Raw genomic sequence first — 16,620 nt, 5'->3', positions numbered from 1 at the left:
CGCTGCACGCCGTGGAGGAGCACCTGCCGGAGACGCTGCGCGCGGTGGAGCACGAACTGACCGCGCTGCTGCGTCGCGGGCGGGCGCTGCCCTGGGAGATCGCCCGGGAGGTCCACCCCAACCTGGAGCCGAACGCCTACGGGCTGCTGCTCTGGCTGCGCCGGTCCGGCTCGACCCGGCTGACCGACCTGGCCGTCAAGCTCGGCATCGGCAAGGGGACGCTCAGTCGGCAGATCCAGGGCCTGGAGGGGCTCGGCCTGGTTCGCCGGGATCCCGATCCGGACGACCGGCGGGCCGCCCAGCTGAGCCTCACCGAGGAGGGCACCCGCCGGTTCGACGCGGCCCGCGCGACCCGGCTCGGGCAGATCCGCCGGACCATGGAGAGCTGGCCGCGGCGGGACGTCGAGGAGTTCGCCCGGCTGCTGCACCGGTTCAACGACACCTTCTGAGCCGTTCCGGCGGGAATAAGACCTGCGCCACGTCAGGTTGTTGCTTCAGGCAACCAACCCCTACGGTTGCCCAAGGCAACACTCTTCCCCGAATCGCTGCGGAGGCACTCCACGATGACCCAGGCGACAGCGCCCAGCCGGGCGACCGCCGTCGACATGACCCACCGGCAGATCCTGGAGGCCCTCTCCGGCCTGCTGCTGGGCATGTTCGTCGCGATCCTCTCCTCCACGGTCGTCTCGAACGCGCTGCCGCGGATCATCACCGAGCTGCACGGCGGCCAGTCCGCGTACACCTGGGTGGTCACCTCGACGCTGCTGGCCACCACCGCGACCACCCCGATCTGGGGCAAGCTCGCCGACCTGGCCAGCAAGAAGCTCCTGGTCCAGCTCGCCCTGACGGTCTTCGTACTGGGCTCGGTGCTCGCCGGGCTCGCCCAGTCCACCGGGCAGCTCATCGCCTGCCGGGTACTCCAGGGCGTCGGCGCCGGCGGCCTCACCGCGCTCGCCCAGGTGATCATGGCGACGATGATCACGCCCCGCGAGCGGGGCCGGTACAGCGGCTACCTCGGCGCCGTGATGGCCGTCGGCACCATCGGCGGCCCGCTGATCGGCGGCGTCATCGTCGACACCGACTGGCTCGGCTGGCGCTGGTGCTTCTACGTCGGCGTGCCGTTCGCCATCCTCGCCCTGATCGTGCTCCAGAAGACCCTGCACCTGCCGGTGGTCAAGCGCGCGGCGAAGATCGACTGGTGGGGTGCCACGCTGATCACCGCCGCCGTCTCGCTGCTGCTGATCTGGGTCACCCTCGCCGGCGACAAGTACGACTGGATCTCCTGGCAGACCGCCGTCATGGTGGCCGGCGCGCTGCTGCTCGGCGTGATCGCGGTCCGGGTCGAGAACCGGGCCAACGAGCCGATGATCCCCCCGCGCCTGTTCCGCAACCGCACCATCACCCTCGCCGTGGTGGCCAGCATCGCGGTCGGCGTCGGCATGTTCGGCGCCTCGGTCTTCCTCGGCCAGTACTTCCAGATCAGCCGCGGTGAGAGCCCGACCATGTCCGGCCTGATGACGCTGCCGATGATCGGCGGCCTGCTGGTCTCCTCCACGGTCGTCGGGCGGATCATCACCAACACCGGCCGCTGGAAGCGGTACCTGGTCGCCGGCTCGGCCCTGCTCACCGCCGGCTTCGCCCTGATGGGCACGCTCCGCTACGACACCCCGTACTGGCAGCTCAGCATCTACATGGCGCTGATCGGCATCGGGCTGGGCATGACCATGCAGAACCTCGTCCTCGCCGTACAGAACACCGTCGGCCCGCACGAGCTCGGCGCGGCCAGCTCGGTGGTCGCCTTCTTCCGCAGCCTCGGCGGCGCGGTCGGCGTCTCCGCGCTCGGCGCGATCCTCGGCCACAAGGTCAAGGACTACATCGCCGACGGGCTGGCCGGGCTCGGCATCAACGCCGCCGGCTCGGGCAGCGGTGGCACCCTGCCGAACGTGCACACCCTGCCGGCCCCGATCCGGACGGTGGTCGAGTCGGCCTACGGGCACGGCGCCGGGGACATCTTCCTCGCCGCCGCCCCGTTCGGGCTGATCGCGCTGATCGCGGTCTGCTTCATCAAGGAGATCCCGCTGCGCCGCAGCAACGGGGACCCGCTCGCCGCCGAGGTCGAGCGCGAGTCCACCGTCGCGGCCGGCGGCGGGGCCTCCGTGGTACGGACCGGCATCGGGGACTGATCCGATGAGCGCCCCGGTCGATCGTGAGGAGTACGGCCCGGAGGCCCGTCGGATGCCGTTCGAACGCGGCACCGACGGACCCCGGGTGGTCCTGGTCGGCGTCGACGGCACCCGGACCTCGCTGCGGGCCGCGTCGTACGCGGCGGGGCTGGCCCGCCGACAGGGCGCCGGGCTGGTGGTGGTGTTCGTCAGCTCCCCGGCCGCGTACACCGGGCTGATCTCCGGAGTGGTGGCCGGCGCGGTCCAGCAGACCCACGACGAGCTCGCCGCCGAGCTGCGCGAGGAGTGCCGGCGCGGGGCCGAGGAGCTGGGCCTGCCGGTCACCTTCCTGTGCCGGCGCGGCGACGCGTACGCCGAGCTGTGCAAGGCGGCCGACGAGCACCGCGCGGACCTGGTGGTGGTCGGGTCGTCCGAGCAGGCCGGCCACAAGCTGGTCGGCTCGGTCGCCACCCGGCTGGTCCGCACCGGCCGCTGGCCGGTCGTGGTGGTGCCCTGAAATCGGGTCGCGGCCGTCGTACCCAGGCCGGAGGATGGCCGGATGACCTGGAGAGCACCTGAGATCGACCGCAGCCACGAGCCCTACGTCGCCGACGAGCGCACCATGCTGGAAGGCTGGCTCGACTACCACCGCGACACCCTGCTGTACAAGTGCGCCGGCCTGACAGCCGAGCAGCTAAGGACGGCGAGCGTCGAGCCGTCCACCCTGACCCTGCTCGGGCTGGTCCGCCACATGGCCGACGTGGAGCGCTGGTGGTTCCGGATCCGCGCCGCCGGGGAGGACATCCCCGGCCTCTACCACGGCGACGAGGACCCGGACGCGGATTTGAACGCCGTCGCCGACGCCGACCCGGCGGAGACCTTCGCCACCTTCCGCGCCGAGGTCGAGGCGGCCCGGAAGGCCGCCACCGGCCTGTCGCTGGACCACACCTTCCGGCGCCTCCGCCGCGACAGCGGCGGCGACGAGATGAACGTCCGCTGGGTCTACGTGCACATGATCGAGGAGTACGCCCGGCACAACGGCCACGCCGACCTGATCCGCGAACGCATCGACGGCGTCACCGGCGACTGACGCGTCATCCACTCCAGGTCGCCGAGGTGGCGCTGACGTCCCGATCGGGCTGCCGCCACCTCGGCGAGACGGAGTCGCCTCAGTACGCCAGCGCCGCCCGCAGGTAGCGCAGGTCGTCCGGGCCACCCCAGCGAAGCGCGGAGAGCCCGGCGGCGCGGGCGCCGCGGACGGCCCGGTCCTCGTCGTCGGTGAAGAGCACCCGGGCCGGCGGGGTCTCCAGCGCCTCGCAGGCCGCCTCGAAGTACTCCTTGGCCGGCTTGTGCACGCCGATCACCGAGGAGTTGACGACCACGTCCAGCTCGTCGGCGAGGCCGAGCGCGGCGATGTCCGCGTCGAGCAGGTCGGTGGCGTTGGTGCCCAGCCCCACCCGTACGCCGGCCGCCCGAACCTCGCGGATGAACGCGAGCACGTCCTGGTCGACCTCGCCCCGGTAGCGCTGCCACTCCTCGACGGCCGCGCGGGCCCGCGCGGGGTCGCCCACCGAGGGGGTGAGCGCCTCGGCCACGCTGGTCATCCACTCGGCGTGGCTGACCTTGCCGGTGAGCACCGGCTGGAGCAGGCCCCAGGACATGGCGATCTCACCGAGGACGCCGTCGGGGAGCCCGTAGTCCCGCTCGACGCCGGCGGCCACCGCCGGGTCCCAGTGGCGCAGCACGCCATCGAAATCCACCAGGAGCGCCGTCGCGCGTTCCCGAGCCACTAGTCGTTCTCCTCGCCGCGGCCAGGCCGCTCGTCGTCCTCGGTCCGGTTGAGCCGTTGGCTGATCACCTGGGTGACCCCGCTGCGCATGGTCACCCCGTAGAGCGCGTCGGCGATCTCCATCGTCCGCTTCTGGTGCGTGATGACGATCAGCTGACTCTTCTCCCGCAACTGTGCCAGCAGCGTGATCAGGCGTCCCAGGTTCACGTCGTCGAGGGCCGCCTCCACCTCGTCCATGATGTAGAACGGGCTGGGCCGGGCCCGGAAGATCGCCACCAGCATCGCCACCGCGGTCAGCGACCGCTCGCCGCCGGAGAGCAGCGACAGCCGCTTGATCTTCTTGCCCGGCGGGCGGGCCTCGACCTCCACGCCGGTGGCGAGCAGGTCCTCCGGGTCGGTGAGGATCAACCGGCCCTCGCCACCGGGGAAGAGCACGGTGAAGACCTGCTCGAACTCCCGGGCGGTGTCGGCGAACGCGCTGGCGAAGACCTCCAGGATCCGGTCGTCCACGTCCTTGACCACCGTGAGCAGGTCCCGCCGGGTGGCCTTGAGGTCCTCCAGCTGCTCGGAGAGGAACTTGTAGCGCTCCTCCAGCGCGGCGAACTCCTCCAGCGCGAGCGGGTTGACCTTGCCCAGCAGGGCCAGCTCCCGTTCCGCCTTGGCGGCCCGCTTCTCCTGCACCGGCCGCTCGTAGCGAACCGGCTCGGGCACCGGCAGGCCGTCCCGCTCGGCCGCCGCGACGTCCACCTGGGTGGGCGGGACCAGCTGCATCGGGCCGTACTCGGCGACCAGGGTCTCCACGTCGAGGCCGAAGTCCTCGGCGGCCTTGGCCTCCAACTGCTCGATGCGCAGCCGCTGCTCGGCGCGGGCCACCTCGTCCCGATGCACCTGACCGGTGAGCCGCTCCAGCTCCGCGCCGAGGCGCTTGGCCGCGCCGCGTACCTCCTGGAGCTCGGCCTCCCGCGCGGCCCGCTCGCGGGCCACGGCGTCGCGGTGCTCCTCGGCCCGGGCGATGGACTCGGTGAGCCGGGCCAGCGCCTCGCGCGCGCCGCCGACCACGGCCCGGGCGATCGCCGCGCCGCGGGTCCGGGCCGCCCGCCGGGCCGCCGCACGTTCCCGCGCGGCCCGCTCGGCGGCGGCCTGCCGGGCCAGGGAGTCGGCCCGCCCGGCGATCGAGGAGACCCGCTCCTCGGCGGTACGCACCGCGAGCCGGACCTCCATCTCGTTCTGCCGGGCCTGCGGCACCATCGCGGCGAGCTGGTCGCGCTCCTCGGTGGACGGTTCGGCGTCGAGCGGCGTGTCCTCGGCCAGCCGCAGCCGCTCCTCCAGCTCGGCCAGGGCGAGCAGGTCCCGCTCCCGGGCCGCCTCGGCGCGGGCCCGGGACTCGCCCAGCCGGTCGGTCTCGGCCCTCGCCGAGCGGGCGGCGGCGCCCAGTTCGGCGAGCCGGCGGGCGGCCGCGTTGCGGTGGCTCTCCGCCTCCCGCTTGGCGGCGGCCGCGTGCTGCACGGCCTCCTTCGCGGCGGCCACCTCGGCGCGCGCGTCGATCAACTGCTCGCGCAGCTCGGCGCTGGTCCGCTCGGCGGCGAGCCGGTTGGTCCGGGCCTCCTCGACTGCGGCCTGCACCTCGATGTAACTGGTCGCCCTGGCCGACCCGCCGGCCGCCGCGTACGCCCCGACCACGTCGCCGTCCGGGGTGACCGCCCGCAGCTCCGGATTGCCGGCAACCAGGTCGGCCGCGGCGGCGAGGTCGTCGACGAGCACCACGTCGCGCAGCGCGCGGTGCACGGCCGGGAGCAGCTCGGCGGAGCATTCCACCAGGTCGGGCGCCCACCGGGCGTGCTCCGGCAGCTTCGGGCGCAGCGCGTCGGGTGAGCCGGTCATGCCGGGGCCGGCGGGGCTGCCGACCAGCAGTCCGGCCCGGCCGGCGTCGGAGATCTTGAGCAACCGCATCGCCTCGACGGCCTCGTCCACCCCGCTGACCGCCACCGCGTCGGCGAGCCCGCCGAGCGCGGCGGCCAGCGCCGCCTCGTGACCGGGGGTGACGGTGAGCAGCCCGGCCAGGCTGCCGAGCAGGCCGGGGACCTGGTCGGCGCGGGCCAGCAGCGCGCCCGCACCGTCCTTGCGGCGCAGGCCGAGGGCGAGGGCCTCCTCGCGGGCCTTCCAGGTCGCGGCGTCCTTCTCGGCGGCGCGTTCGGCGTCGGCGAGGGTCCGCAGGGTGGCCTGGGCCCGCTCGTGGGCGGCGACCGCCTCGGCGTGCCGGGCGTCCAGGTCGGCGTTGTCCCGGTCCGCCTCGGTGGAGACCTCCTCGACGGCGTCCAGCTCGGCCTGGGCCTTTTCCGCCCGGGCCAGGGCGTCGGTGTGCGCGGCGGCGAGCCTTTCGATCTCCTCGCCGGCGCTGGTGGTCCGCGCCCGGGCCGAGTTGACCTGGCCGGTCAGCCGGGCGAGCCCCTCCCGCCGGTCGGCGATGGCCTTGGCGGCGGCGACCAGCTCCCGTTCGGCGGCAGCGAGCTGGCGCTCCAGCTCCTGCCGGTGCTCGACCGCCTCGGCGAGCCGGATCTGGTCGTCGGTCAGCGCCGCGCGCAGCTCCTCCTCCTGTTCCCGGACCCGCTGGGACTCGGCCTCCAGCTGGTCCGGGTCGCGGCCGGGGCGCTCGTCGTCCCCGGTGGCGCTGAGGTGGCGCAGGCGCTCCCGGGCGAGCTGCTCGATGGAGCGGAACCGCTCGGCGAGGGCGGAGAGCTTGTACCAGGTGTCCTGGGCGGCGGCGAGCAGCGGCGCGTCCTCGGCGAGGGCGGCCTCCAGCTCGCCGAGTCGGGCCTGCACCTCGGTGTGCTCCGCCTCGATCTGCTCCCGCCGCTCGCGCACCGCCGTCTCGTCGGCGATCTCCCGGTCCAGGGTGGTGCGCAGGGTGGCGAGGTCGTCGGCGAGCAGCCGCAGCCGGGCGTCGCGCAGGTTGGCCTGGATGGCGGCGGCGCGGCGGGCCACCTCGGCCTGCCGGCCCAGCGGCTTGAGCTGGCGGCGCAGCTCGGCGGTGAGGTCGGTGAGCCGGTTGAGGTTGGTCTGCATCGCGTCGAGCTTCCGCAGCGCCTTCTCCTTGCGCTTGCGGTGCTTGAGGACGCCGGCCGCCTCCTCGATGAACGCCCGCCGGTCCTCCGGCTTGGCGTGCAGCATGCCGTCGAGCCGCCCCTGGCCGACGATGATGTGCATCTCCCGGCCGATGCCGGAGTCCGACAGCAGCTCCTGGATGTCCAGCAGCCGGCAGGAGTCGCCGTTGATCTCGTACTCGCTCTCGCCGGAGCGGAACATCCGGCGGGTGATGGAGACCTCGGTGTACTCGATCGGCAGCGCGCCGTCGGTGTTGTCGATGGTGAGGGTGACCTCGGCCCGCCCCAGCGGCGCCCGCCCGGCGGTGCCGGCGAAGATGACGTCCTCCATCTTGCCGCCGCGCAGCGCCTTGGCGCCCTGCTCGCCGAGCACCCAGGCGATGGCGTCGACGACGTTGGACTTGCCGGAGCCGTTCGGACCCACCACGCAGGTGATCCCGGGCTCCAGCTTCAGCGTCGTCGCGGAGGCGAAGGACTTGAAGCCCTTCACCGTCAGGCTCTTGAGATGCACCTTCTCGATCCTCGTCCGGTGGCCGCCGTACCGTCGCCGGCTGCGCGGACCTGGTGAACCCGCAGACTAACCCCATGCTCCGGGACCCCCGGTACGCGACCCACCCGCGCCGTCGCGTCCTGCTAGCCGAAGCGGTCGTCCAGGTGGCGAGAACAGCAAGATCGCTATTCGCGTTCCGGCCCGCCCATCGCGCATTCCTGGGCGATTTTCAAGATCGAAGAACGGGGGTGAAAATGGGTGCGGACAGAACTGCGCGCCGGCACTTGAGTGTCGGCGCGCGCTTTCGTGTGGTGCGATTCAGTTTTCCGACAACCGGAGATCAGGTCAGCGCGGGCTCGGCCAGCCGGAGGAGGTCGTCGGCCTCCGCCGCAGCCGCCGCAAGCCGATCATTCTCGGCGCGCAGACGCGTGATCTCGAACTCCAGTGCCTGAACCCTGGCACGCAGTCGGGTGACCTCGTCGAGCAGACGCCGGTCGGGCGCTGCACCTACGTGGCCGTAGAGGGCCTTCGCCATGCTGACTCCTTGATATGCGCTGCCGGAAAGGCCGGCCAACGCGCGCCCATGGTGTTCGCGGCTGTCATTCCAGCGATATGCGGGCATGACCGGGCGCGACTGGCGACACCTATATATTGAGCCGAAAACCCCTCCTTCGTCAAGTTCCCGCAGCCGTAGATCATCTCCACGTCTGCCTGTCCACTTGTCGGGGGGCTGCCACATGGCGCGGACACGCTCTGTCCGGACGACTTAACTGTACGCCCGGGATTCTGCGAACGCCTCCACCCGAGTGTCCGCTTCCCCTTAACTCTTTCTTAGCCACGTTGCCGCAGCTCGTGGCCCACCCGTACGGTCAGCCCGGCCCGCAACCGACCCCGTGGAGGCGACAGGCGTGTACCGCTGGACCGACCCGACCGACCCGGACGACGCCCACCGGCGTCCCGAGCCGCCGACCGACCACCCCCCGGCGTGGCTCACCGACCGGCCGGAGCCACGGTCGTCGTACCTCTTCGGTGACGATCCGGCGGAGCCCGGCGACGCCTGGCGGGAGCAACCCACCGAGCGGTGGCAGCCGGAGCACACCGGGGAACTCCCCTTCCCCGTGGCGCCGTTCGAACGGGTCGACGCCCACCGGGCCGACCGGACCGGCGAGCTGCCGTTCCCGGTGGCCCCGCACGCGTCCGCCGCCCCCGCGAGTGCGGCGCCAGCCGACCGGACCCCGTTCCGGGTGACCCAGCCCGGTGGCGCCCCCGGCCAGGGGCGCCACCGGCAGGCCCGGCGCTTCCCCCGTCCGCTGCTGATCGGTGGGGCCGCCGCCGCGGCGACCCTGGTGGTCAGCCTGGGCGTGGGTGCCCTGCTGCGGCCCGGCGGCGACCCGCAGACCGACCCGACGGCCGTCAACGACACCGTCGCCGCCGCACCCGCCGCGCCGGACACCGGCGCCCCCGGCGACGCGCTCGCCCCGGCCTCCCCCACCGCTCGGCCGAGCACCGCCCGACCGAGCCCGTCGGCCAGCCGGACCGTCGCGCCGAAGCCCAGCCGCACCACCGCCCCGTCCCGGCAGCTGGAGCGGACCGCCGCACCGAGCCCGAGCACCGCCACCGCCACCGCCACCGGCAAGATCACCGCCGAGCTCCAGAAGGTGGTCGACCTGGTCAACCAGGAGCGGGCCAAGGCCGGCTGCAAGGCGCTCAGCATCGACGACAAGCTGATGCGGGCGGCCCAGGCGCACAGCCAGGACCAGGCCGACCACAAGACCATGTCGCACGACGGCAGCGACGGCAGCGACGTCGGCGAGCGGCTCGACCGGGTCGGTTACGCGTGGCGCGGGTACGGCGAGAACGTCGCCTGGAACCAGCAGAGCCCGGCCGCCGTGATGGACGCCTGGATGAACAGCCCCGGCCACCGGGCCAACATCCTGAACTGCGCCTTCACCGAGATCGGCGTCGGCGTGGCGCGCAGCAACGGGCCGTACTGGACGCAGGACTTCGGCACCCCGCGCTGACCGCGAGTCGGGACCGGGTCCGCGCTCGTTTGACCGGGTGAGGTACGCCGGGGCCAGCTCGGCGTCCTGAGGTGCGCCGGGGCGAGCCCGGCGTACCGGCAGGGGCGGCGGGGTGCCGCCCGCGACCCGGGAGCTGCCGATGCGGATCCGGCCAGCCCGGCCCGCCCCGTGGGCCGGGCTCGCGCGCGCCCGGCGGCACGGACTGCGCCGGACCCTGCTGGCGCTCGTTCCGCTGCTCGTGCTCGGCCCGGTGCCCGGGTGCCACGACGAGCTGGTGCCACCCGGGGCGCCCACCCCCTGGCCGGCCGAGCTGGCCCACCGGTGGCAGTGGCAGTGGCAGCTCAGCGGCCCACTGGACGTCGCCGTCGAGGCGGACGTCTTCCTGCTCGACCCGGTGCGCACCACCTCGACCGAGACCACCGCGCTGCGCGCCCGGGACCGCCGGCTGGTGTGCCACGTCCGGATCGGCACGTACGCCGGCACGGACCCGGACGCCACCCGCTTCCCGACGGCCGTCCGCGGCGCCGCCGTGGCGGGCCGGCCGGGCAGCCGCTGGCTGGACGTACGGCAGTGGGACGCGCTGAGGCCGGTGCTGGCCGACCGGTTCCGACTGTGCCGGGGCAAGGGCTTCGGGGCGGTGGCGCTCGCCGACGCCGACGGCTACCTGCACCGGCCCGGCTTCCCGCTCGACTTCGACGACCAGTTGCTGTTCAACCGGCGGCTGGCCACCCTGGCCCGCTCCCTCGACCTCTCCCCCGGCCTGGTCAACGACGTGCCGCAGGTCGCCGCGCTGGCGCCCGACTTCGACTTCGCGGTCAACGAGGAGTGCGTCCGGCTGCGCCAGTGCGCCAAGCTGCTGCCCTTCGCCGACGCCGACAAGCCCGTCTTCCACGTCGAGTACGCCGGCAGCCCCGACCGGTTCTGCGTGACCACCGTCGGGTACGGGTTCGCCTCCATCCGCAAAGACCGCGATCTGGACGCCTGGCGGGAGAGCTGCCCGCTGCTGTGACGGCGCCCGGCTACCGGGCCCCGCTTGGCAGCAGCGTGGGAGGGCCGGGCCGCGCGGCGGTCCGGCCCTCCCACGGGGTGGGTCAGCGGGCGCCGACCAGCTCCGGCGCCGGGGTGGGCGGGTCGGCCGGCGGGGTCGCCGCCCGGGCCCGCAGGAAGCGGGGCGCCCACCAGTTGGCGTCGCCGAGCAGGGTCATCAGGGACGGCAGCACCACCGCCCGGATGATCGTGGCGTCCAACAGGATCGCCGCGGCCAGCCCGATGCCGAGCTGCTTCATGTCGATCGTGCTGAGCGAGGCGAAGATCGCGAAGACGCCGACCATCACGATCGCCGCGCTGGTCACCACCCCCGCCGACGAGGTGATCCCGTACGCCACCGCGTCGCGGTTGGTCATGCCGTTGCGGATGCCCTCGCGGATCCGGCTGACAACGAAGACGTGGTAGTCCATGGAGAGGCCGAAGAGCACCACGAAGAGGAAGAGCGGCAGCCAGGAGACGATCGCCCCCATCGAGGTGAAGCCGAGCACCCCCTCCGCCCAGTTGCCCTGGAAGACCAGGACCAGCAGCCCGTACGCCGCCCCGGCGGAGAGCAGGTTCAGGGCGATGGCGGTGAGCGCCACCACCACCGACCGGAAGGTCCAGGCCATCACCAGGAAGGTGAGCGCCAGCACGAAGCCCATCACCAGCGGCAGCTTGTCCTTGATGTGCGCGGCGTAGTCCTCGCTGTCGGCGACGCCGCCGCCGATCGCGTACTCCACACCCGGGATGCCCCGCAGCGCGGCCGGCGCCAGGTCGTCGCGGAGCTCGTGCAGCGACCGCGCCGCCTCGTCGGTGCGGCTGGCGTACGGGGTGGCCACCTCCAGCACCGACACCCGCCGGTCCGCCGACACCTCGATCTCCGGGCCGTCCCCCTCGGCCGGCGCGAAGAGCGGGTCGCCGGCGGCCCGGCCGGCCAGGTCGGTCAGCGCCGCCCGGACCCGGTCGGCCTGCTCGGCCGGCGCCCGCACCGCCACGGTGTGGCTGGTGCCGGTGCTCGGGAAGGCGGCGGTGAGCCGGTCGTACGCCTGCATGGCCGGCGTGGTCCGCGGCAGGTCCTCCATGCCGGGGAACTTCAGCTGCATGCCCAGCGCCGGGGCGGCCAGGGCCAGCAGCAGCCCCACCGAGACGACCAGGGTGGCCACCGGCGCGCGCAGCGCCGGACGCAGCACGGCCGGCCAGAGCCGCGGGGCCCGCTCACCGGGCCGCCCGGTACGCGGGGCGGTGAGCCGCCAGAGCAGCGGCACCCGGGGCCGGTCGACCCAGCGGCCCAGCTTGGCCAGGAGCGCCGGCAGCACGGTCAGCGAACCGGTCACCGCGACCGCGACGACCAGGATCGACCCGACGGCGAGGGAGGAGAAGACCGCGTCGTTGGCGAGCAGCAGCCCGGCCATCGAGATGATCACGGCGAAGCCGGAGACCACCACGGCGTGCCCGGAGGTCTCCGCCGCGATCTCGACCGCGTCCAGCGCGGAGCGGCCCTTGGCACGCTCCTCCCGTTCCCGCCGGACGTAGAACAGCGAGTAGTCGACGCCGACGGCCATGCCGATCAGCAGGATCACGCTGGACGTGGTGTCGGTGGCCGGCACCAGGTGCGAGGCGAGGGTGGAGAGCCCCATCGCCGCCGCCACCGAGGAGAGCGCCAGCAGCACCGGCACGCCGGCGGCGATCAGCGCCCCGAACGCGATGATCAGGATGGCCAGGGTGACCGGCAGGCTGAGCAGCTCGGCCCGCTTGAAGTCGCTGCCCAGGGTGTCGTCCAGCGCCTTGTTGATCGACGGCCCCCCGACCTGCTCGATCCGCAGCTGCGGGTGAGCCTGCTGCACCTTCGCGGTCGCGTCCCGCAGCGGCTGCACCCGGTCCGACGCGGTCCCCGGGTCGCCGGACATGGTGATCGGCACCAGCAGCGCGCCGCCGTCCCGGGACGGCATCGGCGTGCCCACCGAGGCGACGCCGGTGACCTGGCGCAGCCGCGCCGCCGCGTCGTCGGCGGCGGCCTTCGCCGCGGTCTGGTCGAGCACCCCGGCGCGGGGCGTGATCAGCACGTTCTCCACGGCCGGATCGGCGAACTGTCCGCCGTCGACGATCAGCTGGGCCCGTCCCGCCTCGCCGATCGCCATGTCCCGGTCGGTTGCCTCGTTCAGCCCGGCCGCATTGCCGCCGACGAAGCACACCGCCACGAACACCACCCACAGCGCGATGGCCCGCCACGGGTGCTCCGCACTCCACCGCGCCAACCGCACCGTCATCGGTCGCCTGCCCATACCCAGGTTCCCCCTCCACGCGTCGGTCCTGCACCGACGGTGCTGACGCTAGGCAGGACGGCGGGCCGGGGCATCGGGGAACCGCCCCGGCTCGTCCCCGATCCGGCAAGCACCGGCCGGCCGGGTCGGGGTGGGTCGGCCAACCGGACAGAAAGGGCCTTTCCGGGTACGAACCCGGGGGCGCGCCGGGACCACCGGTCGAGGCACACCGGCGCAACCCGGAGCCCGCCTCGGGGTCAACCCCTCAGGGCACCCCGGGGACGGGGCTGGCAGCGCGGGCAGCTGTACGACGATCGGTTCATGAACGCCTCCCGCCGGATCGGCGTTCCGCACCGCCGGCACGGCTCCCCCTCCCGGCCGTACGCGTTCAGCGACCGGTCGAAGTAGCCGCTCTCGCCGTTGACGTCCACGTAGAGCTCGTCGAAGCTGGTGCCGCCCTGCTTGATCGCCTCGCCGAGCACGTCCCGGACGTGACCGAGCAGGCGCAGCGCGGCCGGGCCGGTCAGCGCGTCCGTGGGGCGCGCGCCGTGCAGCTTCGCCCGCCACAGCGCCTCGTCGGCGTAGATGTTGCCCACCCCGGAGATCAGGGTCTGGTCGAGCAGCGCCCGCTTCACCTCGGTACGCCGTCGGCGCAGCGCCGCCACGAACCCGGCGTCGGAGAACTCCGGGTCCATCGGGTCCCGGGCGATGTGCGCGATCTCGTCGGGCAGCTCGGCGCCGCCCTCGCTGACCGAGAGCCCGCCGAAGGTCCGCTGGTCGACGAAACGCAGCTCGGGGCCGTCGTCGGCGAACCGGAACCGGACCCGCAGGTGCAGCTCGTCGGCCGCCCCGACGGGTTGCAGCAGCAGTTGGCCGGACATCCCGAGGTGGCCGATCAGCGCGTCGCCGCTGTCCAGCGGCAGCCAGAGGTACTTGCCCCGGCGCCGGACGTCGGTCACCGTCCGGCCGGCCAGCACGTCGGCGAAGTGCGCGCCGCCGGGGGCGTGCCGGCGTACCGCGCGCGGGTGGCGTACCTCCACCGAGGTGATCCGGCGGCCGGTGACCCACTGGGCCAGCCCCTGCCGGACCGTCTCCACCTCGGGCAGCTCAGGCACGGTGGGAGCCCGCCTCGGCGGTCTCGCTGCCCGCGTCACCCGCCGGGGCGTCGCCCGCCGGGTCCGCCTCGGCCTGCTCGGTGAGCATCCGCCAGGCCGACTCGGCGGCCCGCTGCTCGGCCTCCTTCTTGCTCCGGCCCTCGGCGCCGCCGTACCGGTTGCCGGCCACCACCACCCAGGCGGTGAAGGTCTTCAGGTGGTCCGGGCCGGTGCCCTCGATCCGGTACTCCGGGACGCCCAGCCCGAGCGCGGCGGTCAGCTCCTGGAGGCTGGTCTTCCAGTCCAGGGCCGCGCCCCGGCCGGCCGACTCGGCCATCAGCGGGTCGAACAGCCGGTGGATCACGAGCGCCGCGGTGTCCAGGCCGTACTGGAGGTAGATCGCGCCGAGCAGCGCCTCCAGGGTGTCCGCCAGGATGCTCGCCTTGTCCCGGCCGCCGGTGCTCTCCTCGCCCTTGCCGAGCAGCAGGTACGCGCCGAGCCCGGCCGGGCCGAGGCCCCGCGCCACGTCGGCGAGGGCGCGCATGTTCACCACGCTGGCCCGTAGCTTGGCCAGCTGCCCCTCCGGAAGGTCCGGGTGGTTGTGGAAGAGCGCCGTGGTGATCACCACCCCGAGCACTGAGTCGCCGAGGAACTCCAGCCGCTCGTTGGTGGGCAGGCCGCCGTTCTCGTACGCGTACGAGCGGTGGGTCAGCGCGCGCTCCAGCAGGTCCGGGTCGAGCGACACCCCGAAGGCCGCCTCCAGGTGACCGATCGGAGCACGCCGCTTGTCGTTGGTCATTGCACTACCTCGTTACCGTGTGCGGGATCCTGCGGAATGCCATCGAGCAGGCCGGAGATCAGGTCGGTGGCCCGGCGCCGCCACAGGTGGGCGGCGAGGGCGATGCCGGAGGCGACGTCGTCGGGGCGGGCCGCGCCGTGGCAGACGACGACCGTGCCGGCCACGCCGAGCAGGGCGGCGGCCCGCGGTGCGCCACCGCTGGCGGGGGGACCACCGGCCATCGCGTACGCGCCCTCGATCGCCTTGAGCAGCACGTTACCGGTGAAGCCGTCGGTGACCACCACGTCGGCGCGCGTGCCGCTGGCGACGTCGTACCCCTCGACCAGGCCGACGTAGCGGGCGCCGCACGGCAGCGGCACGGCGGCCAGCACCGGGTCGGTGGCCCGGCGCAGCCGGTCGCCCTTGCCCGCCTCGGTGCCCACGGAGAGCAGGCCGATCCGGGGCTCGGCGACGCCGTGCGCCACCGCGGCGTAGGCCGCGCCGAGAACGGCGTGCCGGGCGAGGGTGGCCGGGCCGGGCTCCAGGGAACCGCCGACGTCCAGCAGGACCACCGGCCCGCCGACCGCGGGCAGGGTGGCCACCAGGGCGGGCCGGCGGACGTGCGGCCAGCGCCCGAAGCCGAGTGCGGCGGCGGTGACGGTGGCGCCGGTCGAACCGGCGGAGACGAGCGCGTCGGCGAGCCCCTCGCGTACCGCGTGGACGGCGGCGCGGACGGTGCTGTGCGCCCGGCCGGCGGTGGGATGGTCGGCCATGCCGACGGCGGTGTGGACCGGCCGGACCTCGATCCGGGCGCGGTGCGCCGGATCGAGGGCGTCGATCAGCCCGCCGGCGACCTCGGTCGGACCGACGAGCAGCAGATGCAGGTCTGGGTCGGCGCGCACGGCCCGCAGAGCGCCGTCAACCACGACGGCGGGAGCGTCGTCCCCGCCGAGGAGGTCAACGGCGATCCGCGCGGTGCCCGGCTCCACCGGAACGCCGACCAGGAAACGGCCAGCGGTGGCGGGAGCCGGGGCACCGGGCGAGTGCCAGGGCGCGCGCGCCGCCCGACCCGCGGTCGGGGGCGTCACTCGGCGTCCAGGTCAGACCTCGAGAACCTGGCGGCCGTTGTACGTGCCGCAGACGGAGCACGCGGCGTGCGGCAGCTTCGGCGACTTGCACTGCGGGCAGGCCACGGTCGCGACCACGGCCGCCTTCCAGTTCGCCCGGCGGGACCGGGTGTTGCTGCGCGACATCTTGCGCTTCGGGACGGCCACGGTTCTTACTCCTCTTTACGGGTCAGTTGCGACAGGCCCGCCCAGCGCGGGTCGATCTGCTGATGGCTGTGATCGGCCGGCAGATCGTCCCAGTGCACCCCACATTCGGTGCACAGCCCTGGGCAGTCCTCCCGGCAGAGCGGGTTGGTCGGCAGTGTGAGCACCACCGCGTCCCGCAGCGCCGGCTCCAGGTCGATCAGATCGTCCTGCATCCGGCCCACCTCGTCCTCGTCGGTCGTGGTGTCCGTGGTGCTGTTCTCGTACGCGTACAGCTCCTGGACGTTCACGACCACCGAGTCGTTGATTTCGCGCAGGCAGCGGCCGCACTCGCCCTTGACGGGACCACTGATGGTCCCGGAGACGAGCACGCCCTCGGACACCGACTGCAACCTCAGGTCGAGGTCGAGGTCCGCGCCCTCCGGCACGCTGATCAACTCCACGCCGAGGTCCGCCGGTGCCGGCACGACCCGCTTGACCGTACGCAACGCACCGGGCCGACGCGGCAGGTCCCTCGTGTCGAGGACCAGCGGCGACCTGGGGTTGAGTGATGAAGGCGAGTGTTTGGGCATAGTTAGACTCCGGCCGGTGAGAGGCCGACAAAAAAGGTTACCTGGACGACCGCCG

15 protein-coding genes are annotated in these 16,620 nt (G+C 73.7%); 6 read left to right on the top strand and 9 right to left on the bottom strand.

Going from position 1 to position 16,620, the window contains the following annotated elements; all coding sequences use genetic code 11:
- Positions 1-11: 11 nt before the first annotated feature.
- From I8N68_RS19345 to I8N68_RS19330, 4 genes are all read left to right on the top strand, one after another.
- Positions 12-449 (top strand): MarR family winged helix-turn-helix transcriptional regulator, encoded by a 438-nt coding sequence (locus I8N68_RS19345; RefSeq protein ID WP_307812883.1) that lies wholly within the window; start codon positions 12-14, stop codon positions 447-449.
- A gap of 114 nt (positions 450-563) precedes the next feature.
- Positions 564-2,183 (top strand): MDR family MFS transporter, encoded by a 1,620-nt coding sequence (locus tag I8N68_RS19340; RefSeq protein WP_200211916.1) that lies wholly within the window; start codon positions 564-566, stop codon positions 2,181-2,183.
- Positions 2,184-2,187: 4 nt separating this feature from the next.
- Positions 2,188-2,679 (top strand): universal stress protein, encoded by a 492-nt coding sequence (locus I8N68_RS19335; protein WP_200211914.1) that lies wholly within the window; start codon positions 2,188-2,190, stop codon positions 2,677-2,679.
- 42 nt (positions 2,680-2,721) lie between these two features.
- The gene (locus tag I8N68_RS19330; protein WP_200211912.1) at positions 2,722-3,252 is read left to right on the top strand and encodes a DinB family protein; all 531 of its coding nucleotides are present in this window, start codon (positions 2,722-2,724) and stop codon (positions 3,250-3,252) included.
- Between the two features lie 79 nt (positions 3,253-3,331).
- Here the strand turns inward: I8N68_RS19330 and I8N68_RS19325 are convergent, their stop codons facing one another.
- From I8N68_RS19325 to I8N68_RS19315, 3 genes are all read right to left on the bottom strand, one after another.
- A complete protein-coding gene (locus I8N68_RS19325) occupies positions 3,332-3,952 on the bottom strand; it encodes an HAD family hydrolase (RefSeq protein WP_200211906.1) in 621 nt (206 codons plus the stop codon).
- Positions 3,952-7,563 carry a chromosome segregation protein SMC gene (gene smc / locus I8N68_RS19320; RefSeq protein WP_200211899.1) on the bottom strand — a complete coding sequence of 1,204 codons (3,612 nt, stop codon included), beginning with the start codon at positions 7,561-7,563 and terminating at the stop codon, positions 3,952-3,954. The genes I8N68_RS19325 and smc overlap by 1 nt, the downstream gene beginning before the upstream one ends.
- A gap of 319 nt (positions 7,564-7,882) precedes the next feature.
- On the bottom strand, positions 7,883-8,077 hold the full coding sequence (locus I8N68_RS19315; protein ID WP_089010688.1) for a hypothetical protein: 195 nt from the start codon (positions 8,075-8,077) through the stop codon (positions 7,883-7,885).
- Between the two features lie 373 nt (positions 8,078-8,450).
- On the opposite strand from I8N68_RS19315, the gene I8N68_RS19310 reads away from it, so the two are divergent.
- Together I8N68_RS19310 and I8N68_RS19305 are read left to right on the top strand one after the other, a co-directional pair.
- Positions 8,451-9,563, top strand: coding sequence for a CAP domain-containing protein (locus I8N68_RS19310; RefSeq protein WP_200211896.1), 1,113 nt, complete (start codon positions 8,451-8,453; stop codon positions 9,561-9,563).
- A gap of 139 nt (positions 9,564-9,702) precedes the next feature.
- A complete protein-coding gene (locus tag I8N68_RS19305; protein ID WP_200211894.1) occupies positions 9,703-10,572 on the top strand; it encodes an endo alpha-1,4 polygalactosaminidase in 870 nt (289 codons plus the stop codon).
- 82 nt (positions 10,573-10,654) lie between these two features.
- Here the strand turns inward: I8N68_RS19305 and I8N68_RS19300 are convergent, their stop codons facing one another.
- From I8N68_RS19300 to I8N68_RS19275, 6 genes are all read right to left on the bottom strand, one after another.
- Positions 10,655-12,871 (bottom strand): MMPL family transporter, encoded by a 2,217-nt coding sequence (locus I8N68_RS19300; RefSeq protein ID WP_200211891.1) that lies wholly within the window; start codon positions 12,869-12,871, stop codon positions 10,655-10,657.
- A 236-nt stretch (positions 12,872-13,107) separates the two neighbouring features.
- The gene (gene mutM, locus I8N68_RS19295; protein WP_200211889.1) at positions 13,108-13,965 is read right to left on the bottom strand and encodes a bifunctional DNA-formamidopyrimidine glycosylase/DNA-(apurinic or apyrimidinic site) lyase; all 858 of its coding nucleotides are present in this window, start codon (positions 13,963-13,965) and stop codon (positions 13,108-13,110) included.
- Positions 13,958-14,743, bottom strand: coding sequence for a ribonuclease III (gene rnc, locus I8N68_RS19290; protein WP_200211887.1), 786 nt, complete (start codon positions 14,741-14,743; stop codon positions 13,958-13,960). The genes mutM and rnc overlap by 8 nt, the downstream gene beginning before the upstream one ends.
- Positions 14,740-15,711, bottom strand: a complete 972-nt coding sequence (locus tag I8N68_RS19285; protein WP_200211999.1) for a phosphate acyltransferase PlsX — start codon at positions 15,709-15,711, stop codon at positions 14,740-14,742. Before I8N68_RS19285 ends, rnc begins: the two co-directional genes overlap by 4 nt.
- Before the next feature lie 111 nt (positions 15,712-15,822).
- Positions 15,823-15,996 (bottom strand): 50S ribosomal protein L32, encoded by a 174-nt coding sequence (gene rpmF, locus I8N68_RS19280; RefSeq protein ID WP_088646032.1) that lies wholly within the window; start codon positions 15,994-15,996, stop codon positions 15,823-15,825.
- Between the two features lie 5 nt (positions 15,997-16,001).
- Positions 16,002-16,565, bottom strand: coding sequence for a YceD family protein (locus I8N68_RS19275; RefSeq protein WP_200211876.1), 564 nt, complete (start codon positions 16,563-16,565; stop codon positions 16,002-16,004).
- Between the last annotated feature and the right edge of the window lie 55 nt (positions 16,566-16,620).

The sequence above is a fragment of the Micromonospora coerulea genome (assembly GCF_016598485.1).
GTDB classification, from domain to species: domain Bacteria; phylum Actinomycetota; class Actinomycetes; order Mycobacteriales; family Micromonosporaceae; genus Micromonospora; species Micromonospora coerulea.
This window is presented reverse-complemented; position numbering and strand designations above follow the sequence as displayed.